This is a genomic window from Streptomyces sp. NPDC005794 (assembly GCF_042871445.1).
Classification (GTDB): Bacteria; Actinomycetota; Actinomycetes; order Streptomycetales; family Streptomycetaceae; genus Streptomyces.
Window position 1 is genome coordinate 124,322 of record NZ_JBIAIN010000007.1, and the last position, 19,261, is coordinate 143,582.

Here is a 19,261-nt window from a genome sequence, read left to right on the forward strand (position 1 = left end):
GCCGCCCGGTCCGGGCGGCCCCCACAGCCACATCCGGGAGCGGTTCAGCCCGCTGCGGCTATGCGCCCCGCCGAGGACGCCGCCTTGAGCTCCACGTCGCGCCTGCGGCGCCGGGCGAGCACCACACGGCGTTCCGCGGCGGTGAGTCCGCCCCACACCCCGTAGGGCTCGGGCTGTACGAGCGCGTGCTCCTGGCACTCCACCATCACCGGACAGCGCGCGCAGACCTGCTTCGCGGCCTCTTCACGGGACAGCCGGGCAGCAGTCGGCTCCTTCGACGGGGCGAAGAACAGCCCGGCTTCATCCCGGCGGCACACCGCCTCCGAGTGCCAGGGCCCCGCCTGATCCTCCCGCGCGGGTGTGCGCGGGGAAGGTAGGGCGGCGACCTGCAGGGGCTGATGCGGCATGTGCAGCACGGTCCACTCCTGACGACGGCTTCGGGCTTCGTGAGCGAGAGGCGATGCAGCTCTCCCTACCCGCTGTACGCACGCCTATGCACTGAGTGGCGTCACCTTCCGGCCCACAGCGGGTGGCAACGCGCCCCCGAATGGCCTGAATACGCGGTGCCCCGGCCGTCCGGCCTCAGTTGCCGAGGTGCTTGCGCAACTGCCGGTGCAGGTTGGCGATGAGCTTGCCACGCTTGGGCTTTGCCTCGACACTCCCGAACACGGAGTAGCCGTTCACGACGACCACCGGTGCTTCCGGGTCGGCGGATTCCAGTGTGTCGACCTCGAAATTGCCGAAGATGCCCGTTCCGCTGCCGCGCAGTGAAATGTTCTCGGGAACCCTGATCTCGACACTGCCGAAGATGGACGTCGCGTTGACGACCGTCAGCCGCTGGCCGAACAACGCCTCGGTCAGGTCGAGCTCGACGCTGCCGAAGAGCGCGAACGCGTTCGTACGGCCGCCGACGCGCCAACGGCCCCTGCGGGTCGAGCCGCTGAAGACCGCCACCAGGTTCTCGGCGGGCCCGGCCGCGCCCTCGCGGCCGTACCCGTAGGGCGAGGCGGCCTGCGAGGCGGTGCCGCCCGTGGCCGGAAGGTCCTGGACCAGCGGTTCGAGTTCGCCGACGGTCTTGGCCCGGTAGACCAGGTCGACGCGCTCGGCATGCTCCTCGGCGGTCAGCCGGCCTTCGGCCATGGCCTCCCGCAGGATGTCCGCGATCCGGTCGCGGTCGGCGTCGGAGGCTCGGATTCCGGCAGGCCCGGGACCGGCCGGAGCGACGGGCTGCTGAGGCTGCTTCTCGAGGTCCACCGGACCAGCGTACCGAAACGCGATAGATCGCGACCAGTGCCTCACCGGCCTTCCTCGGAATCCGGTCCCGCCGCAAGCCGTACGGGTGAGCCCTACCTCACAGGTCCGGCCCGCCCACAGGGTTCTACCCTGGTTGATGCGCTGTCCAAGGGTGGCCAGCCACTGTCACCGAGTGAGGAATGGCCGTAATGCCAGAGTTTGCGTACTCCGATCTGCTCCCGCTGGGAGAGGACACCACGCCGTACCGGCTGGTGACCGCCGAGGGCGTCTCGACCATCGAGGCCGACGGCCGTACGTTCCTCAAGGTGGCTCCGGAGGCCCTGCGCACCCTCGCGGCCGAGGCCATGCACGACATCTCGCACTATCTGCGGCCCGCCCACCTCGCCCAGCTGCGCCGCATCGTGGACGACCCCGAGGCCTCGTCCAACGACAAGTTCGTCGCGCTGGACCTCCTGAAGAACGCGAACATCGCCGCCGCGGGTGTCCTGCCCATGTGCCAGGACACCGGTACGGCGATCGTCATGGGCAAGCGCGGCCAGAACGTGCTCACCGAGGGCGGTGACGAGGAGGCCCTGTCGCACGGCATCTTCGACGCGTACACCGAGCTCAATCTGCGCTACTCGCAGATGGCCCCGCTGACCATGTGGGACGAGAAGAACACCGGCTCGAACCTGCCGGCCCAGATCGAGCTGTACGCGACCGACGGCGGCGCCTACAAGTTCCTCTTCATGGCGAAGGGCGGCGGCTCGGCCAACAAGTCCTTCCTCTACCAGGAGACCAAGGCGGTCCTCAACGAGGGCTCCATGATGAAGTTCCTGGAGGAGAAGATCCGTTCGCTGGGTACGGCGGCCTGCCCGCCCTACCACCTGGCGATCGTCGTCGGCGGTACGTCGGCCGAGTTCGCGCTGAAGACCGCGAAGTACGCCTCCGCGCACTACCTGGACGAGCTGCCCGCCGAGGGGTCCCCGACCGGCCACGGCTTCCGGGACCAGGACCTGGAGCAGAAGGTCTTCGAGCTGACGCAGAAGATCGGCATCGGCGCCCAGTTCGGCGGCAAGTACTTCTGCCACGACGTCCGGGTCGTCCGCCTCCCCCGGCACGGCGCCTCGCTGCCCGTCGCGATCGCCGTGTCCTGCTCGGCCGACCGCCAGGCGACCGCGAAGATCACCGCCGAGGGCGTGTTCCTGGAGCAGTTGGAGAAGGACCCTGCGCGCTTCCTCCCGGACACCACCGACGAGCACCTGGACGAGTCCGGTGACGTGGTGAAGATCGACCTGAACCAGCCGATGGACGACATCCTCGCCGAGCTGACCAAGTACCCGGTCAAGACCCGGCTCTCGCTGACCGGACCGCTGGTCGTGGCGCGCGACATCGCGCACGCCAAGATCAAGGAGCGGCTCGACGCGGGCGAGGAGATGCCGCAGTACCTCAAGGACCACCCGGTGTACTACGCGGGCCCGGCGAAGACCCCCGAGGGTTACGCCTCCGGCTCCTTCGGCCCGACGACGGCCGGCCGCATGGACAGCTACGTCGCGCAGTTCCAGGCGGCGGGCGGCTCCAAGGTGATGCTCGCCAAGGGCAACCGGTCCCGGCAGGTCACGGACGCGTGCGACGCGCACGGCGGCTTCTACCTCGGCTCGATCGGCGGCCCCGCCGCGCGCCTCGCGCAGGACTGCATCAAGAAGGTCGAGGTCGTCGAGTACGAGGAGCTCGGCATGGAGGCGGTCTGGCGGATCGAGGTCGAGGACTTCCCCGCGTTCGTCGTGGTCGACGACAAGGGCAACGACTTCTTCACCGAGCCCGCCCCGGCCCCCACCTTCACCAGTATCCCGGTCCGCGGCCCCGGCCTCGGCTGACCGCACACCCGCCGAAGGGGCGCACCGGCCGGCGGTGCGCCCCTTCGGCATGTCCGGCGGGCAGGATGAGCGGGGAATACGGCGGGCGCGGACCGTGCTCGCTCCAGCAGGAGGTAGGAACACCATGGGCGAACCGGCCGAGGACACGCAGTACCGCGTCGAGCACGACTCGATGGGCGAGGTGAAGGTGCCCGCGCACGCCAAGTGGCGTGCCCAGACGCAGCGGGCGGTGGAGAACTTCCCCATCTCGGGGCAACGGCTGGAGCGGGCCCACATCGAGGCCCTGGCCCGGATCAAGGCCGCGGCTGCCAAGGTCAACGCCGGGCTGGGGGTGCTGGATCCGGACATCGCGGACGCGATCCAGGAGGCCGCCGCCGAGGTGGTGGCGGGACGCTGGGACGAGCACTTCCCCGTCGACGTGTTCCAGACGGGTTCCGGCACGTCGTCCAACATGAACACCAACGAGGTCGTGGCCACGCTCGCCACCGAGCGGCTCGGGCGCGAGGTCCACCCCAACGACCACGTCAACGCCTCGCAGTCGTCGAACGACGTCTTCCCGTCGTCCATCCACATCGCCGCGACCGCGGCCGTCACCGCCGATCTGATCCCGGCCCTCGAACACCTGGCCGCGTCCCTGGAGCGGAAATCAGCCGAATTCTCGGAAGTCGTGAAGTCGGGCCGTACGCATCTGATGGACGCCACCCCCGTCACCCTGGGCCAGGAGTTCGGCGGCTACGCGGCGCAGATCCGTCACGGCGTCGAGCGGCTGCACGCCTCGCTCCCCCGCCTCGCCGAACTCCCCCTGGGCGGCACGGCGGTGGGCACCGGGATCAACACGCCGCCCGGCTTCTCCGCCGCGGTCATCGCGGAGGTCGCCCGCACCACCGGCCTGCCGCTCACCGAGGCCCGGAACCACTTCGAGGCGCAGGGCGCCCGGGACGGGCTCGTCGAGACCTCGGGCCAGCTCCGTACGGTCGCCGTTTCCCTCACCAAGATCTCCAACGACCTGCGCTGGATGGCTTCCGGCCCCCGCACCGGACTCGCCGAGATCAGCCTGCCCGACCTGCAGCCCGGGTCGTCGATCATGCCGGGCAAGGTCAATCCGGTCATCCCGGAGGCCGTACTGATGGTCGCGGCCCAGGTGACGGGCAACGACGCCACGGTCGCCGCCGCCGGAGCGGCCGGCAACTTCGAGCTCAACGTGATGCTTCCGGTGATCGCGAAGAACCTGCTGGAGTCGGTACGACTGCTCACCAACGCCTCCCGGCTGCTCGCCGACCGCACGGTCGACGGCATCACGGCCCATGTGGAGCGGGCACGGCAGTACGCCGAGTCCTCGCCGTCGGTCGTGACCCCGCTGAACAAGTACATCGGCTACGAGGAGGCGGCGAAGGTCGCCAAGAAGTCACTGGCCGACGGCACGACGATCAGGGAGACCGTGCTGGCCGGAGGGTACGTCGAGCGCGGCGACCTGACCCTGGAACAACTGGACGAGGCCCTGGACGTGTTGCGGATGACCCGGCCGTAACGCGCCGCACCCGTCGGATGCGTCCCTAAGATCACTTCATGACAGCGACGGACGCGGGTACGGGTGCAGGCACCGGGGCGGGTGCGGAGAACGACGTGCGCTGGTCGCCGGGGGACCGGATCCTCTGGCGCTACCGGGCCAACGAGAGGCCCGGTGACGACAGTGGCGGCTACGCGGTTCACATCTGCCGTCCGGTCACCGTCGTCCAGGACACCGACGACCTGCTGGCGGTGTGGATGGCGTCCGGCACCGAGTGTGTGAGGCCGGTCCTCGCCGACGGCACCCAGGTGCACGCCGAGCCCCTCGCCACCCGCTACACGCGCCCCCGCACGACGGTGCGCTCCCGGTGGTTCGGCTCGGGTGTGCTGAAGCTCGCCCGGCCGGGGGACCCCTGGTCGGTCTGGCTGTTCTGGGACCGTGGCTGGCTGTTCCGCAACTGGTACGTCAACCTCGAGGAGCCCCGCTCACGCTGGGCGGGCGGGGTCGATTCGCAGGACCACTTCCTCGACATCTCGGTGCGTCCCGACCACAGCTGGGAATGGCTCGACGAGGACGAGTTCGCGCAGGCGCAGCGGGTCGGGCTGATGGACGAGGCCACCGCCCGGCGGGTGCGCGAGGCGGGGCTGGCGGCCGTCGAGGTGATCCGGCGCTGGGGGGCGCCGTTCAGCGACGGCTGGGAGCACTGGCGGCCCGACCCCGGGTGGCAGGTACCCCCGCTACCCGATGACTGGGACCGCACCCCCACCCCCACCACGTCGTGAGACCCTTGACGCACCCCAGGAGGGCAGACGCAGGATCGGCCCTCCGCGAACCGTTCCGCCGGAAGGCCACCACAACCGGCGTGACCGGCCCAGGGGCTGACCACCAGTCACCGAACGCAGCGCATGAGCCACCCGGCACACACCGCCGGGCGGCCGTGCGGTCGCATGAACCACTACGAGGGGGTGGAGACATGCTCGCTGTCCACTGCCCGGCCGCCGGAAGACCTCATACCGGCCGCCCTGGTGGCCGTAGGGTTTGGGCCCCGTTTCCGAGGGCATCCGGTGACAGCCGTTGTTCTCGGACCTCTTGGCGGGGCACAGTGGCGCGACCCCCCGAGGTGACTGTGATCGCCTCATACAACCGGCCCGGACGGACGGAATCCCACGCGTGACGGAGCATCCCACCTCCCACGAAGGCCGGCAGCCCCTCGCCGCCCGGCCGCAGGAACGCGCCCGGCCCCGGCAGCAGGAGGCCCCACCGGGCGCTGCCGCCGCCGCGATCCCCGGGCCCTCTCCGGTGCCCGGCACGGCGAGGGGCCCGGTGCCCAACGCCGTACCGAATCCGGCGCCCGGTGCGGCCGCGGATGCCGCCGCACCCGTCGCCGACACCCAGACGGTCACCCGCCGCGAGGGGGACCGGCTGCGTTTCGTCGGCGCGGCGACCCGCCGGATCGCGCGGGGCATCGACCTGGACGAGATCGTGCTGGGCCTGTGCCGGGCGAGCGTGCCCACGTTCTCCGACGCCATACTCGTCTACCTCCGTGACCCGCTCCCGGTGGGCGACGAACGGCCCGTCAACCCGTTCGTGCTGCGGCTGCGGCGCACCGACAGGCTGCGGCTGGCCGACGAGGAGAGCGAGGGCGGGCAGGAGGGCGAGCGGCTGCGGCTGTCCTTCACCGACGCGCAGGCCGGGCTGCTGCCGGCCGCCGACCTGTGCGAGATCAGGACGGGCGGCGCGCTCGCCGAGGTGCTGCGCGGGGTGCGTCCCGTCTTCGGGGACTCCGCCGCGGCCCGTGTCGCCCTGCCCGAGCTGCTGGGGGCCGGCCGCACCGTGCCGACCGGGCACCGCGCGATCCTGGCTCCGCTGCGCGGCCGTCGCCGGGTGATCGGTGCCGCCGTCTTCCTGCGCGGCACGGACCGCCCGCCGTTCGAGGCCAACGACCTCCTGGTCGCGGCCCAGCTGGCCACGCACACCGCGCTCGGCATCGACAAGGCCGTGCTGTACGGCCGCGAGGCGTACATCGCCGACGAGCTGCAGCGCACCATGCTGCCCGACTCGTTGCCCCAGCCCACGGGCGTACGTCTGGCCTCGCGCTACTTGCCGGCCGCCGAGACGGCCCGGGTCGGCGGGGACTGGTACGACGCGATCCCGCTGCCCGGCAGCAGGGTCGCCCTGGTCGTCGGCGACGTGATGGGGCACTCCATGACGTCCGCCGCCATCATGGGCCAGCTGCGCACCACGGCACAGACCCTCGCCGGTCTCGACCTGCCTCCGCAGGAGGTCCTGCACCACCTGGACGAGCAGGCACAGCGGCTCGGCAGCGACCGCATGGCGACCTGCCTGTACGCGGTGTACGACCCCGTCGCCCACCGCATCACCATCGCCAACGCCGGGCACCCGCCGCCGGTGCTGCTCCACCTGGGCGGCCGGGCCGAGGTGCTGCGGGTGCCGCCGGGCGCGCCGATCGGCGTCGGTGGTGTCGACTTCGAGGCCGTCGAACTGGACGCGCCGGCCGGGGCCACGCTGCTGCTCTACACGGACGGCCTGGTGGAGTCCCGGATACGGGACGTCTGGACGGGCATCGAGATCCTGCGGGAGCGGCTCGCCGCCACCGCCCAGCTGACCGGGCCGGACCATTCGCCGCCGCTGGAAGCGCTCTGCGACGACGTGCTGGACATGCTCGGCCCCGGTGACCGGGACGACGACATCGCCCTGCTGGCCGCCCGGTTCGACGGGATCGCGCCGAGCGACGTCGCGTACTGGTTCCTGGAACCGGAGGACGCGGCGCCCGGCCGGGCCCGCAGGCTGGCCCGCAGGGCGCTGAGCCGGTGGGGTCTGGACGACCTCTCGGACGAGGTGGAGCTGCTCGTCAGCGAGGTGGTGACCAATGCCGTGCGCTACGCGGAGCGGCCGGTGACCCTGCGGCTCCTGCGTACGGACATCCTGCGCTGCGAGGTCGGCGACGACTCCCCGCAGCTGCCCCGTCAGCGGCGCGCCCGGGAGACCGACGAGGGCGGCCGCGGGCTGTTCCTGGTCAACCGGCTGGCCAGGCGGTGGGGGGCGACGCGGCTCTCGACCGGCAAGGTGGTGTGGTTCGAGATGGCCACGCCGTAGGCCGACGGCGCCGGACACGTGTGAGGGGCGGGTGCCGGACGGCACCCGCCCCTCGTGCGTCGCTACTGCCCCAGGATGGTGCCGTTGCCCGGCCGCTCGCCCGGCGGCCCGTTCCCGTCCTCGGGGTCCTTCGTCTCGCTGGGCGTTTCGCTCGGTGTCTCGGAGGGGGACTCGCTCGGTGTCTCGACCGGTGGTGACTCCTCGCCGGGCGTCTCGCTCGGCGACTCGGAGGGCGTCTCCGAAGGCTCCTCGGACGGCGTCTTCGAAGGCTCCTGGGTCTCGGACGGGGTGGCCGAGGGGGCCTCCGTCACCGGCGTCTCACCGCGTTCGACTCCCTGCAGGTCGAAGGTGGCGTCCGAGCCGCCGCCGAGCGCGCCGAGGGTGTAGTCCGCCCAGATCCTGGCGGGGAACCCGCCACCGTTGGCACGGCCGGAGTTGGCCGTACCGGTGAGGCTGACCTGGCCGCCGCCCTCCTTCGTGGACTCGCCGAAGAGGGCCACGGCCGTGGTGAGCTCCGGGGTGTAGGCCGTGAACCAGGCCGCCTTGTTGTCCTCGGAGGTACCCGTCTTGCCCGCGGCATCGTAGGCGGAGGTGTTGGCCTCCCGGCCGGAGCCGATGTCGACGACCTCGGTCAGCGCCTTCGTCACGGTGTCGGCGGACGCCCTGCTGATCGCCTGGCCGCCCACGCCGTCGACGGGCTCCATGGTGCGGTCCCGGTGCTCGGCGGACTTGACGATGGTCGGGGTGACCTTCTTGCCGTGGTTGGCGAGCGTGGCGTACACCCCGGCCATGTCCCACGTCGAGGCGTTCATGGTGCCGAGCGTGATCGCGGGACGCTCGGGGAAGTTCTTGTCCGGTACGCCCAGGTCGAGCGCGGTCTTCTTCACGGCGCTCGGGGTCACGTCGACGACCATCTGCGCGAAGACCGAGTTGATCGACTTGTCCATCGCCGTCTGCACGGTGGGACTGTCGTAGCTGATGTCGTCCTCGTTCTGCGGGGCGAACGGGGTGTCGCTGCCGACCACGGGGCGCTTGCTGGTGCCGTCGTAGACCGTGTCCAGGCCGATCCGGTCACCGCCCTGGGTGGTGGACTCGTTCTCCAGCGCGGAGGCGAGCACCAGCGGCTTGAAGGTGGAGGCCGGCTGGTAGTCCTGGCGGGTGGCGTTGGAGATGTAGTGCTGGGTGGCGCCGACACCGCCGTACAGCGCGAGTACCCTGCCCGTCTTCGGGTCCACCGAGGTGGCGCCGGCCTGGACGGTCGCGTCGACCGGGTTGTTCTCCCGGTCGAGCTGGTTCTCCAGCTGACGGTCGACCGATTTCTCGAGCTGCTTCTGCTTCTTCTTGTCGATGTTGAGGGTGATCGTCCAGCCGCCGGAGTCCAGCATCTCGTCGGTGATGCCCTGCCGCTTCATCTCGTCGTTCGCGGCCTCGACGAGGTAGCCGGTCTGGCCCTCCATGCCGGGGGCGGCCTTGGGCGCGGTGGGCACGGGGAAGGTCAGCTTGTCCCGCTCGGCCTGGTCGAGCCAGCCCTCGTCCACCATGTTGTTCAGCGTGTACGCCCAGCGCTCCTTGACGAGCTTCTTGCCGGTGGGCGTGGCGTTCGCCCAGTCGTACTGGCTGGGGGCCTGGAGCAGGGCGGCGAGGTAGGCACCCTGGGCGGTGTCGAGATCCTTGGCGTCGACGCCGTAGTAGGCCTGTGCCGCCGCCTGGATACCGCTCGCACCGCGCCCGTAGTACACGGTGTTGAGGTACCCGGCGAGGATGTCGTCCTTCTTCGTGCTCCGGTCGACCTTGAGCGAGATCACCAGCTCCTTGAGCTTGCGGGTGACCGTCTGGTCCTGCGTGAGGTAGTAGTTCTTCACGTACTGCTGGGTGATCGTGGAACCACCCTGCTTGCCCTTGCCGGTGAGCGTGTTGATCAGGCCACGGGTGGTGCCCTTGAGGTCGACGCCCTGGTCCCGGTAGAAGGACTTGTTCTCGGCGGCGACGAAGGCGTGCTGGACCGGCTCGGGCACGACGCCCAGGTCGACTATCTCCCGGTTGACCTCGGAGTTGCTCCGGGCCAGGAGGCTGCCGTCGCTGTACTTGTAGACGTTGCTCTGCTTCTGGGCCTGTGCGTTGGCCGCCGGCACGTCGACGTACACGTACAGCGCCACGAAGGCGCCCATCATGAGCAGGCAGAACCCGAAGAGGGTGCCCAGGATCTTCCGCCACGTGAAGAGCCGGCGTATGCCACCGCTCCTGGCAGCCCGCCGCTCATCCGCTCGACCCATCGCTGTGGTGCTCCTGTTCTTCGGCTCGTACCGCTCCGGTCAGACCTGCCAGCTAACACCGAAAGCTCGGACAAATGGCGAGCGATCCGGTCTTTTCCGGACGTGAGAATCAGCACCCGCACCCTATGGAACCGACTCCCGAGGGGTGCACAAGGTTGCGAGAACGGTTAATGTGTAATCACATTGCTAGCGCGGCGCTATGCCGTACGAAACGGGGGACCCATGTCCGCAGCACACGACCGTCCCGGCACCACCGGCCCCGGCGCCGACCTGACGCCGGACGCGCCCGAGATGCCCGCACCCCAGGTCAGGGAGACGACCGCCCACTCCATCCCCGGCGGCCTGGGTCTGCTGCTGACGGTCTTCGGGGTGTTCCTCGGCGTGGCCCTGGCCATCGTCGGCGGCGTCCTCGGCTCCGACGGACACAAGGGCATAGGCGTCCCGCTCCTCATCCTGGGCCTGCTCCTGACCATCGCCTCGTTCTTCTGCATGAGCGGTGTGAAAATGGTCGCTCCGGGCGAGGCCCGGGTCATCCAGCTCTTCGGCCGCTACGTCGGCACGATCCGCGCGGACGGCCTGCGCTGGATCAACCCGCTGACGTCCAGCCGCAAGATCTCCACCCGGGTCCGCAACCACGAGACGGCCGTCCTGAAGGTCAACGACGCCTACGGCAACCCGATCGAGCTCGCGGCGATCGTCGTCTGGAAGGTCGAGGACACCGCGCAGGCGCTCTTCGAGGTCGACGACTTCCTGGAGTTCGTCGCCACACAGACCGAGGCGGCCGTCCGGCACATCGCGATCGAGTACCCGTACGACGCCCACGAGGAGGGCGGCCTCTCGCTCCGGGGCAACGCCGAGGAGATCACCGAGAAGCTCGCGGTCGAGCTCACCGCGCGAGTGCAGGCGGCGGGCGTACGGATCATCGAGTCCCGCTTCAGCCACCTCGCGTACGCCCCCGAGATCGCCTCGGCGATGCTGCAGCGACAGCAGGCGGGAGCGGTCGTGGCGGCCCGCCAGCAGATCGTCGAGGGCGCGGTGGGCATGGTCGAGATGGCGCTGACCCGGATCGCGGAGCAGGACATCGTCGAGCTCGACTCCGAGCGCAAGGCGGCGATGGTGAGCAACCTGATGGTGGTGCTGTGCGGTGACCGCGCGGCGCAGCCGGTCCTGAACACGGGCACGCTCTACCAGTGACGGACGACGCCACGCCTCCCGAGGGCCGGCCGGCGGCCCGGCGCGGGCCCGCGCGCAAGCAGATGCTGCTGCGACTGGACCCCGCGGTCCATGACGCGCTGGCCCGGTGGGCCTCCGACGAGCTGCGCAGCGCGAACGCGCAGATCGAGTTCCTGTTGCGGCGGGCGCTGGCGGAGGCGGGCCGCCTCCCGGGGAGCGCGGCGCCGATCCCCCGCCGGGGCCGGCCCCCGAAGGCGCCTCCCGAAGCGGAGGAGTGAGGCCCCGCCCCCGAAACCCCGCCGTCGATCGAGGCGCGGGGGTTCGGGGGCGGAGCCCACCGCAGCCCCCAGGACGCGCTCACCCCTCCGCGTGCACCCGTACCGGGAGGGTCGCCATCGCCCCCCGCAGCGCCGCCGCGAGCTCCTCGAACTCCGCGTGCCGCGCCGAACCGGTCCGCACGGCCAGCGCCACTTGTCGTGCGGGCGCCGGGTCCGTGAAGTACCCGGTGGACAGCGCCTCGTTCCGCCCGGTCTCCACCGTCACCGCCGTACGCGGCAGCAGCGTCACCCCGAGGCCGCCAGCGACGAGCTGCACCAGGGTGGAGAGACCGGCCGCGGTGGTGGTCACCGGCGCCCCCTGGGTGCGCCCCGCCTCCCGGCAGATGTCCAGGGCCTGGTCGCGCAGGCAGTGCCCCTCGTCGAGCAGCAGCAGAGGCAGGTCCCGCAGGGCCTCGCGCGGGATGTCGGTGCGCCCGCCCAGCCGGTGCTCCTGCTCCATGACCAGGACGAAGTCCTCGTCGAACAGGGGAAGTTCGGCGACTCCCGGCACGCCGAGCGGCACGGCGAGCAACAGCAGGTCCAGCCGCCCGGCCGACAGCCCCTCCAGCAGCGAGGAGGTCTGCTCCTCATGGACCTGGAGGTCCAGCTCCGGATAGCGCTCGTGGACCAGCCTGAGCACGGTCGGCAGCAGATACGGAGCGACGGTCGGGATCACCCCGAGCCTGAGCACCCCGGTGAACGGCGCCTGTACGGCCTCGGCCTCCTCCATCAGCTCGCCGACCGCCTCCAGCACCGCCCTGGTCCGCACCGCGAGCCGCTCCCCCGCCGACGAGAGCAGCACCTTGCGCGTCGTACGCTCGATGAGCTGGACACCGAGTGTCATCTCCAGCGCCGACACGGCTCCGGAGAGCGCGGGCTGACTCATCCCGATCGATGCCGCCGCGTCACGGAAGTGCAGATGCTCCGCCACGGCCGCGAATGCGCGCAGCTGCGAGAGGCTGGGCTGCTTGGACCTCATAGTCTGATGTACGTACGCCACTGATAGGCACCTCCGATCACCCCGACCGAGTGTAGCTATTTCCGCGATCAATGCACTCTGTGCCAAAGTGATGATCGTCCAACCCCCAGGAACGCCCCCAAAAAGGGATTTCCTACGCAACAAGGAGTGCGCGTGCTCACTGTCGGTGACAAGTTCCCCGAGTTCGACCTGACCGCTTGCGTGTCGCTGGAGAGCGGCAAGGAGTTCGAGCAGATCAACCACAAGACCTACGAGGGTCAGTGGAAGATCGTGTTCGCGTGGCCGAAGGACTTCACCTTCGTGTGCCCCACCGAGATCGCCGCCTTCGGCAAGCTGAACGACGAGTTCGCCGACCGTGACGCGCAGGTCCTCGGCTTCTCCGGCGACTCCGAGTTCGTGCACCACGCCTGGCGCAAGGACCACCCGGACCTGACCGACCTGCCCTTCCCGATGCTGGCCGACTCGAAGCACGAGCTCATGCGTGACCTCGGCATCGAGGGCGAGGACGGCTTCGCCCAGCGCGCCGTCTTCATCGTCGACCAGAACAACGAGATCCAGTTCACGATGGTGACCGCCGGTTCCGTGGGCCGTAACCCCAAGGAGGTCCTGCGGGTCCTCGACGCCCTGCAGACCGACGAGCTCTGCCCCTGCAACTGGACCAAGGGCGAGAACACCCTCGACCCGGTCGCGCTCCTCTCGGGCGAGTGAGCTGATACCTCATGGCACTCGATGAACTGAAGTCGGCCGTACCGGACTTCGCCAAGGACCTGAAGCTGAACCTCGGCTCGGTCATCGGCAACAGCGAGCTCCCCCAGCAGCAGCTGTGGGGCACCGTCCTGGCCTGCGCGATCGCCTCGCGCTCGCCGAGGGTGCTGCGCGAGCTGGAGCCGGAGGCCAAGGCCAACCTCTCCGCCGAGGCGTACACCGCGGCGAAGTCGGCCGCCGCCATCATGGCGATGAACAACGTCTTCTACCGCACCCGGCACCTGCTGTCGGACCCCGAGTACGGAAACCTCCGTGCGGGTCTGCGGATGAACGTCATCGGCAAGCCGGGCGTGGAGAAGGTCGACTTCGAGCTGTGGTCGCTCGCCGTCTCCGCGATCAACGGCTGCGGCCAGTGCCTGGACTCCCACGAGCAGGTGCTGCGCAAGGCCGGCGTCGACCGTGAGACCATTCAGGAAGCCGTCAAGATCGCCTCGGTGATCCAGGCGGTCGGCGTGACCCTCGAAGCCGAGGCCGTTCTCGCCGAGTAGGAACCCGCAGTACCTTTGTACGAGAAGGGCCCCGAGGACGACCGACCGTCCCCGGGGCCCTTCTTTCATGTGCGTCCGGTGGCAGTGGCACGGGCGCGCGGCCTGACGTGGAAGAGCAGCCCCTCCGGACTGCGGAGCCGGAGACACGGCCGCCCGTCGCGGTCATGTTCCCTGCGCGCCTCCTGGCCGTGGGCGAGGGCCAGGCCCTTCGCCGAGCATCGCCGCGTAGAAGTCCCGCGTCCGTTCGGGGCTCGGGCAGGCGAGGATCGGTGTCGCGGTGTCATCCCACCCGGCCTAACGCTTCTGATCGTCCGGCGAACCGGCCCCGTTCCCGCGCCTGTCGCCGTGGTCGTCCGTGGCGGCAGGACCGGGTCCGTCCGCCGGGAGCGGCGGCTCCGTCGGAGGTACGGCCGAGAGCGCGGTGGCGCCGTGCGGCCGGGGTCCCTGGAGCACGTCCGGGTCCTGCCCGTACGAGCGGAGGTAGCCGACCACCGTGTTGGTCACCGCGACCAGCGGTACGGCGACGACCGCGCCGCCGATGCCGGCGATCATGCCGCCCGCCGCGACCGAGAGCACCACGGCCAGCGGATGGACGCGTACGGCGCGGCCCAGGATGAAGGGCTGCAGGATGTGGCCTTCGATCTGCTGCACGGCGAGCACCACGACCAGCACCATCAGGGCGGTGAACACGCCCTGGGTGACGAGCGCGACGACCACGGCGAGGGCTCCGGAGACCACGGCGCCGACCAGCGGGATGAAGGCGAAGAGGAAGATGAAGACGGCGAGCGGGACCGCCATCGGCACATCGAGGAAGTAGATGCCGAGCCCGATGAAGATCGCGTCGATCAGGGCCACGATCACCGTGCCCCGCACATAGGCGGTCAGCGTCCGCCAGGCGCGGGGTCCGGCGCCCGCGACGCCTGGGCGGGCCTGGGAGGGCACCAGCTTGAGCACCCACTGCCAGATGCGCTTGCCGTCGTAGAGCAGGAAGAGCGTCGAGAACATCGCCAGCAGCAGCCCCGTGAGGAACTCCACCATCACCGTGACGCCCTGGAGCCCGGCGGAGGTGATCTCCTCGGTGTTGGTGCCGATGGTGTCGCTGAGGTTCTTCGCGATGTCGTTGATCTGCGACTCGGTGACATGGAACGGGCTGTCCAGCAGCCAGCGCTTCAGCTCGTCGATGCCGTCACGGACCCGGTCCGAGAGGGTGTCCAGATTGTCCATCACCTGCCAGACGACGAACCAGCCGACCAGGCCCATGACAACGAAGCCGAGCACCGCCGTCACGGCGGTGGCCAGACCACGAGGCAGCCCGAACCGCCTGAGGCGTACGACGGTCGGCTGGAGCATCGCGGTCACCAGCAGGGCGGCGACGAAGGCCAGGACGACCAGCTGGACGGCGCTGATGACCCGCATGAGAACCCAGAGCGTGCCGGCCAGGACCAGCAGCCGCCAGCCCGCCTCGGCCGCGACACGCATCCCCCAGGGGATCGCGGCCACGGGGTCGGGTCTGGCGGCGACGGAGGGGGCGTACGCGGGTGGGCGCGGCACCTGTTCGGCGACGACCGTGGAGAGCGTCGAGGAGGAGACGCTCACGGCGTCCTCTTCGGCGCGGCGCTCGTCCTCGGCGCGGCGTTCTTCCAGGCGCGCCCCGATCTCGGTGAGTTCGGCGCCCAGCCGACCGAGCCACCCCGGAAGTCTCGACATGGATTTTCCCTTTCCCCCATCCGCTCCACGCACGCCCCCGGAGCTGTCCGGGTCGACCGTACACGCGCGGAGCCCCGCACCGTAGGACGGTGCGGGGCTCCGCGGAGTTGAGCGAGGAACCTCGTGAGTTCCTAGTACCAGTGGTTGGCCTGCCAGAAGGACCAGGCGCCACAGGGGCTGCCGTAGCGGCCGTCCATGTAGCTGAGGCCCCACTTGATCTGGGTGGCCGGGTTGGTCTGCCAGTCGGCGCCGGCGGACGACATCTTGGAGCCGGGAAGCGCCTGCACGAGGCCGTACGCGCCCGAGGACGGGTTGCTCGCCCGGTAGTTCCAGGTCGACTCGTGGTTCACGATGTTGCTGAAGCACTGGAACTGGTCGGCGGGGACCATCTGGCGGGCCATCGCCTGGACGTCGGCCACGCTGTAGGAGCCCTGCGCCGAGAAGGAGGAGGCGTCACGGACGGAGTCGCGGCTCGCGCGCTCGGCGTCCCTCTTCTCCTTCTCCTTGGCTTCGCGCTCCGCTTCCAGCTTGTCCTCGGCCGCCTGCTTCTTCGACTTGGCGTCCTTGGCGGCCTGGATGCGGGCCGTTTCCTCGGCGGACTTCTTGGCCGCCGCATCGGCTGCCGACGCCTGCGCGTCGGCCTGCTGCGTCAGCGAAGCGGTCTGAACCTGGGCCTGCTGGCCCGCGGGGATGTCTGCGAGCAGCGTGGTGTCGGCTGCGGCCGCCTCGAAGTTGTTGTCGTCGGCAGCGGGAGTGCTGCCCGACGCAACGCCTACGACGGCGCCAACGGTGGTGACCGCGGTGGCAGATGCCACGGCGAACCCCCGGACCGAGATCCGGCTCACACGGTGTCCTTCCAGCATCGCCCGCTTAGGTGACCTCGCGGACGCAATCGTGCCCCTGACACTGGCCTCCCTACTGCTTGGGTCACGGGAGGCACGGGCCCGGTGGGCGGCTTCCTCGCGGAAGCGCCGCGTGGTTCTCGCGGGCGGCATACGGACGGCGTTTGTTGAGTTGTGTGGTGCGTGGCGCCTTCGGAGGCGCCTGAGTGCCGTATGCGGGGCCTGACGGAAGCAAGACTCTGCCGGAAGGACACGGCGCGTTGCAATTCTGTGTTGCGTGTGAAAGGTCACACCCCGTACGGCGCACGACTTTTTCGGAAATGACGGCGCAGCACAATGCCGCCCGGCTAAGCTCCTTCGCTCGCCGGGCGGCATCTATGGGGTGTAGCAGGTCAGATGTGGCCGTCCTCCAGCATTTCGGTCACCAGTGCGGCGATCTGCGAGCGCTCGGACCGGGTGAGTGTGACGTGCGCGAAGAGCGGATGCCCCTTCAGCTTCTCGACCACGGCGACGACTCCGTCGTACCGGCCGACCCTGAGGTTGTCCCGCTGGGCCACGTCGTGGGTGAGCACGACCCGCGAGTTGGCCCCGATACGGGACAACACGGTCAGCAGGACGTTTCGTTCGAGGGACTGCGCCTCGTCCACGATCACGAACGCGTCGTGGAGTGAACGGCCCCGGATGTGGGTGAGCGGAAGGATCTCCAGCATCCCGCGCCCCAGCACCTCTTCGATGACCTCACGCCCGGCGACCGCCGACAGCGTGTCGAAGACGGCCTGCGCCCAGGGGCTCATCTTCTCGGCCTCGCTGCCGGGGAGATAGCCGAGCTCCTGCCCGCCGACCGCGTACAACGGCCGGAAGACCATCACCTTCTGGTGCTGCCGACGCTCCAGCACGGCCTCCAGGCCCGCGCAGAGCGCCAGGGCCGACTTGCCGGTGCCCGCCCGGCCGCCCATGGAGACGATGCCGACGTCCTGGTCGAGGAGCAGGTCGAGCGCGATGCGCTGCTCGGCGCTGCGGCCGTGGATCCCGAAGGCCTCCCGGTCGCCGCGTACGAGACGTACGTTGCCTTCGGCGGTGACCCTGCCGAGCGCCTTGCCGCGGTCGGACTGGAGGACCAGCCCCGTGTGCACGGGGTACTCGGCGGCCTCGGGGACGTACAGGCTCTCCTCGCTGAACAGCAGGTCGACCTGTTCCGCGGCGAGGGACAGCTCCGCCATCCCGGTCCAGCCGGAGTCGGTGATGGCGAGTTCGGCGCGGTACTCCTCGGCGAGGAGGCCGACCGAGGACGCCTTGATCCGGAGCGGCAGGTCCTTGGAGACGACGGTGACGTCGTACCCCTCGGCCTGCAGATTGCGTGCTACCGCGAGAATCCGTGAGTCGTTGTCCCCCAACCGGTAGCCGGCGGGCAGGACGCCGGGGTCGGAGTGGTTGAGTTCGACACGGAGCGTCCCGCCCAGATCCCCGAGCGGGATCGGGGCGTCCAGGCGGCCGTACCGGACCCGGAAGTCGTCCAGCAGGCGCAGGGCCTGCCGGGCGAAGTATCCGAGCTCGGGGTGGTGCCTTTTGGCCTCCAGCTCCGTGACCACGACGATCGGGAGCACGACCTCGTGCTCGTCGAACCGGGCCATGGCGTTGGGGTCGGCCAGCAGGACGCTGGTGTCGAGAACATAGGTGCGCCTGTCGGGCATGCGGCGCTTAGTGCTGGTCACCACGGAAGGACGTACCCCCTCGGACGAGGTCGGGGAGTGCGACGGACGTCGCGGAACTTCCCAAAGGGAGAGATCGGGCCGGGTCCGGACCCCGTGCGCGGGCCGAACTCCGGCCCTCCGCGTCGGCCGCACGGTGTGCGGTCCTTCGTGTGCAAAGGGCCTCCCGGGCGAGCGGGCTGGTGCCGCTCACTTGGCTGCGACGTCCGCCTGGTTACTGACCGGACGTCGACCTGAGAGCTGTATTCCCTCGAACACGCGAAGCCATGCCCCCGCCTGCGACAAGCACCTTCGGTTCTCTTCCGGGCCGCGCGGTGTTCAGGCCCCGTAACGCCGGTGACGCGCCGCGTAGTCGCGCAGGGCGCGCAGGAAGTCGACCTTGCGGAAGGCCGGCCAGAAGACCTCGCAGAAGTAGTACTCCGAATGGGCGCTCTGCCAGAGCATGAAGCCCGACAGCCGCTGTTCCCCGCTGGTACGGATCACGAGGTCCGGGTCGGGCTGTCCGCGGGTGTAGAGGTGCTCGGAGATCAGGTCCGTGGAGACGACCTCGGCGAGCTCCTCGAAGGTCGTGCCCTTGGCGGAGTGCTCCAGGAGGAGGGAGCGGACCGCGTCCGCGATCTCCTGGCGCCCGCCGTAGCCGACGGCGACGTTGACGATTATTCCGTCGATGCCCGCCGTGGCCTCCTCCGCCTCCTTGAGGACGGTCTGGGTCCGGGACGGCAGCAGGTCGAGCGTGCCGACGTGGTGGACGCGCCACCGGCCGTCGGACGCGAGCTGGCGCACGGTGTTCTCGATGATGCCGAGCAGCGGGATGAGCTCCGCCTCCGGCCGGTCGAAGTTGTCCGTGGAGAGCAGCCAGAGGGTGACGACCTCGACGTCGGTCTCGCTGCACCAGCCGAGCAGCTCCGAGATCTTGTCCGCCCCGGCCTGGTGTCCCTGCACCGCCGAGCCGCCGGACGCCTTCGCCCAGCGCCGGTTGCCGTCGAGGATGACTCCGATGTGCTTGGGCACCTGGTCGTGGTCCAGGCGGCCTTCCACCCGGCGTGCGTAGAGCCCGTACACCAGGTCGCGCAAGTTCACTGAGTTCACCCTCTCGGTTCTGTACGGGCCCGAGGCCCGCCCTCCCCCTCACCGGGGGTCCGGGGCCGCCCCCCGAGGGGACCGCCGCACGGCCCGCGCACCGCGCTTCCGCGCCGCGGACCGGCATGTCCCGAAGCGGCCACATTACTGCGGACGGGCCACAGGGGCCCAACCCGGTGTGTCACAAGTCCGTG

General features: G+C 70.1%; 16 protein-coding genes. 8 read left to right on the plus strand and 8 right to left on the minus strand.

Features of this window, described 5'->3' with window-relative positions; all coding sequences use genetic code 11:
- Positions 1-44: 44 nt before the first annotated feature.
- Together ACFYQ5_RS13465 and ACFYQ5_RS13470 are read right to left on the minus strand one after the other, a co-directional pair.
- Complete coding sequence (locus ACFYQ5_RS13465; RefSeq protein ID WP_389197104.1) at positions 45-416, minus strand: WhiB family transcriptional regulator; 372 nt, start codon at positions 414-416, stop codon at positions 45-47.
- Between the two features lie 166 nt (positions 417-582).
- Entirely contained in the window at positions 583-1,254 is a 672-nt protein-coding gene (locus tag ACFYQ5_RS13470) for a DUF1707 domain-containing protein (RefSeq protein ID WP_389197106.1), read from the minus strand.
- A 188-nt stretch (positions 1,255-1,442) separates the two neighbouring features.
- Here ACFYQ5_RS13470 and ACFYQ5_RS13475 point away from each other — a divergent pair, with 188 nt between their 5' ends.
- The 4 genes from ACFYQ5_RS13475 to ACFYQ5_RS13490 all read left to right on the plus strand — a co-directional run bounded on the left by ACFYQ5_RS13475 (position 1,443) and on the right by ACFYQ5_RS13490 (position 7,734).
- Entirely contained in the window at positions 1,443-3,110 is a 1,668-nt protein-coding gene (locus ACFYQ5_RS13475; protein ID WP_389197108.1) for a fumarate hydratase, read from the plus strand.
- Between the two features lie 124 nt (positions 3,111-3,234).
- Entirely contained in the window at positions 3,235-4,638 is a 1,404-nt protein-coding gene (locus ACFYQ5_RS13480; RefSeq protein WP_389197110.1) for a class II fumarate hydratase, read from the plus strand.
- Between the two features lie 38 nt (positions 4,639-4,676).
- Complete coding sequence (locus tag ACFYQ5_RS13485; RefSeq protein WP_389197112.1) at positions 4,677-5,399, plus strand: DUF402 domain-containing protein; 723 nt, start codon at positions 4,677-4,679, stop codon at positions 5,397-5,399.
- A gap of 388 nt (positions 5,400-5,787) precedes the next feature.
- Positions 5,788-7,734, plus strand: coding sequence for a SpoIIE family protein phosphatase (locus ACFYQ5_RS13490; protein WP_389197113.1), 1,947 nt, complete (start codon positions 5,788-5,790; stop codon positions 7,732-7,734).
- Positions 7,735-7,796: 62 nt separating this feature from the next.
- Here ACFYQ5_RS13490 and ACFYQ5_RS13495 read toward each other — a convergent pair whose 3' ends face one another.
- Entirely contained in the window at positions 7,797-10,007 is a 2,211-nt protein-coding gene (locus ACFYQ5_RS13495) for a transglycosylase domain-containing protein (RefSeq protein ID WP_389197115.1), read from the minus strand.
- A gap of 222 nt (positions 10,008-10,229) precedes the next feature.
- Here ACFYQ5_RS13495 and ACFYQ5_RS13500 point away from each other — a divergent pair, with 222 nt between their 5' ends.
- On the plus strand, positions 10,230-11,201 hold the full coding sequence (locus ACFYQ5_RS13500) for an SPFH domain-containing protein (protein WP_389197116.1): 972 nt from the start codon (positions 10,230-10,232) through the stop codon (positions 11,199-11,201).
- Complete coding sequence (locus ACFYQ5_RS13505; RefSeq protein ID WP_389197118.1) at positions 11,198-11,458, plus strand: hypothetical protein; 261 nt, start codon at positions 11,198-11,200, stop codon at positions 11,456-11,458. The genes ACFYQ5_RS13500 and ACFYQ5_RS13505 overlap by 4 nt, the downstream gene beginning before the upstream one ends.
- A 79-nt stretch (positions 11,459-11,537) precedes the next feature.
- Here ACFYQ5_RS13505 and ACFYQ5_RS13510 read toward each other — a convergent pair whose 3' ends face one another.
- Entirely contained in the window at positions 11,538-12,476 is a 939-nt protein-coding gene (locus tag ACFYQ5_RS13510; RefSeq protein WP_389197119.1) for a hydrogen peroxide-inducible genes activator, read from the minus strand.
- Positions 12,477-12,629: 153 nt separating this feature from the next.
- Here ACFYQ5_RS13510 and ACFYQ5_RS13515 point away from each other — a divergent pair, with 153 nt between their 5' ends.
- The gene (locus ACFYQ5_RS13515) at positions 12,630-13,184 is read left to right on the plus strand and encodes a peroxiredoxin (RefSeq protein WP_014154322.1); all 555 of its coding nucleotides are present in this window, start codon (positions 12,630-12,632) and stop codon (positions 13,182-13,184) included.
- Between the two features lie 11 nt (positions 13,185-13,195).
- A complete protein-coding gene (locus tag ACFYQ5_RS13520; protein ID WP_351274019.1) occupies positions 13,196-13,729 on the plus strand; it encodes an alkyl hydroperoxide reductase in 534 nt (177 codons plus the stop codon).
- Positions 13,730-14,023: 294 nt separating this feature from the next.
- On the opposite strand, the gene ACFYQ5_RS13525 is transcribed toward ACFYQ5_RS13520, so the two are convergent.
- The 4 genes from ACFYQ5_RS13525 to ACFYQ5_RS13540 form a co-directional block, all read right to left on the minus strand.
- Positions 14,024-15,436 carry an AI-2E family transporter gene (locus ACFYQ5_RS13525; RefSeq protein WP_389197121.1) on the minus strand — a complete coding sequence of 471 codons (1,413 nt, stop codon included), beginning with the start codon at positions 15,434-15,436 and terminating at the stop codon, positions 14,024-14,026.
- Between the two features lie 131 nt (positions 15,437-15,567).
- Positions 15,568-16,281, minus strand: a complete 714-nt coding sequence (locus tag ACFYQ5_RS13530; protein WP_389197123.1) for a lytic transglycosylase domain-containing protein — start codon at positions 16,279-16,281, stop codon at positions 15,568-15,570.
- Between the two features lie 389 nt (positions 16,282-16,670).
- Positions 16,671-17,993, minus strand: a complete 1,323-nt coding sequence (locus ACFYQ5_RS13535; protein WP_389197125.1) for a PhoH family protein — start codon at positions 17,991-17,993, stop codon at positions 16,671-16,673.
- Between the two features lie 312 nt (positions 17,994-18,305).
- Positions 18,306-19,067: an isoprenyl transferase gene (locus ACFYQ5_RS13540; protein WP_389197127.1), complete on the minus strand. Its 762-nt coding sequence runs from the start codon at positions 19,065-19,067 to the stop codon at positions 18,306-18,308.
- Between the last annotated feature and the right edge of the window lie 194 nt (positions 19,068-19,261).

What these genes read in the sequence shown, in the direction of transcription:
- ACFYQ5_RS13500 (WP_389197116.1), top strand. Translation starts at nt 10,230, where the DNA reads ATGTCCGCAGCACACGACCGTCCCGGCACCACCGGCCCCGGCGCCGAC.
- ACFYQ5_RS13495 (WP_389197115.1), bottom strand. Translation starts at nt 10,007, where the DNA reads ATGGGTCGAGCGGATGAGCGGCGGGCTGCCAGGAGCGGTGGCATACGC.
- ACFYQ5_RS13480 (WP_389197110.1), top strand. Translation starts at nt 3,235, where the DNA reads ATGGGCGAACCGGCCGAGGACACGCAGTACCGCGTCGAGCACGACTCG.
- ACFYQ5_RS13525 (WP_389197121.1), bottom strand. Translation starts at nt 15,436, where the DNA reads ATGTCGAGACTTCCGGGGTGGCTCGGTCGGCTGGGCGCCGAACTCACC.
- ACFYQ5_RS13510 (WP_389197119.1), bottom strand. Translation starts at nt 12,476, where the DNA reads ATGAGGTCCAAGCAGCCCAGCCTCTCGCAGCTGCGCGCATTCGCGGCC.
- ACFYQ5_RS13485 (WP_389197112.1), top strand. Translation starts at nt 4,677, where the DNA reads ATGACAGCGACGGACGCGGGTACGGGTGCAGGCACCGGGGCGGGTGCG.
- ACFYQ5_RS13520 (WP_351274019.1), top strand. Translation starts at nt 13,196, where the DNA reads ATGGCACTCGATGAACTGAAGTCGGCCGTACCGGACTTCGCCAAGGAC.
- ACFYQ5_RS13475 (WP_389197108.1), top strand. Translation starts at nt 1,443, where the DNA reads ATGCCAGAGTTTGCGTACTCCGATCTGCTCCCGCTGGGAGAGGACACC.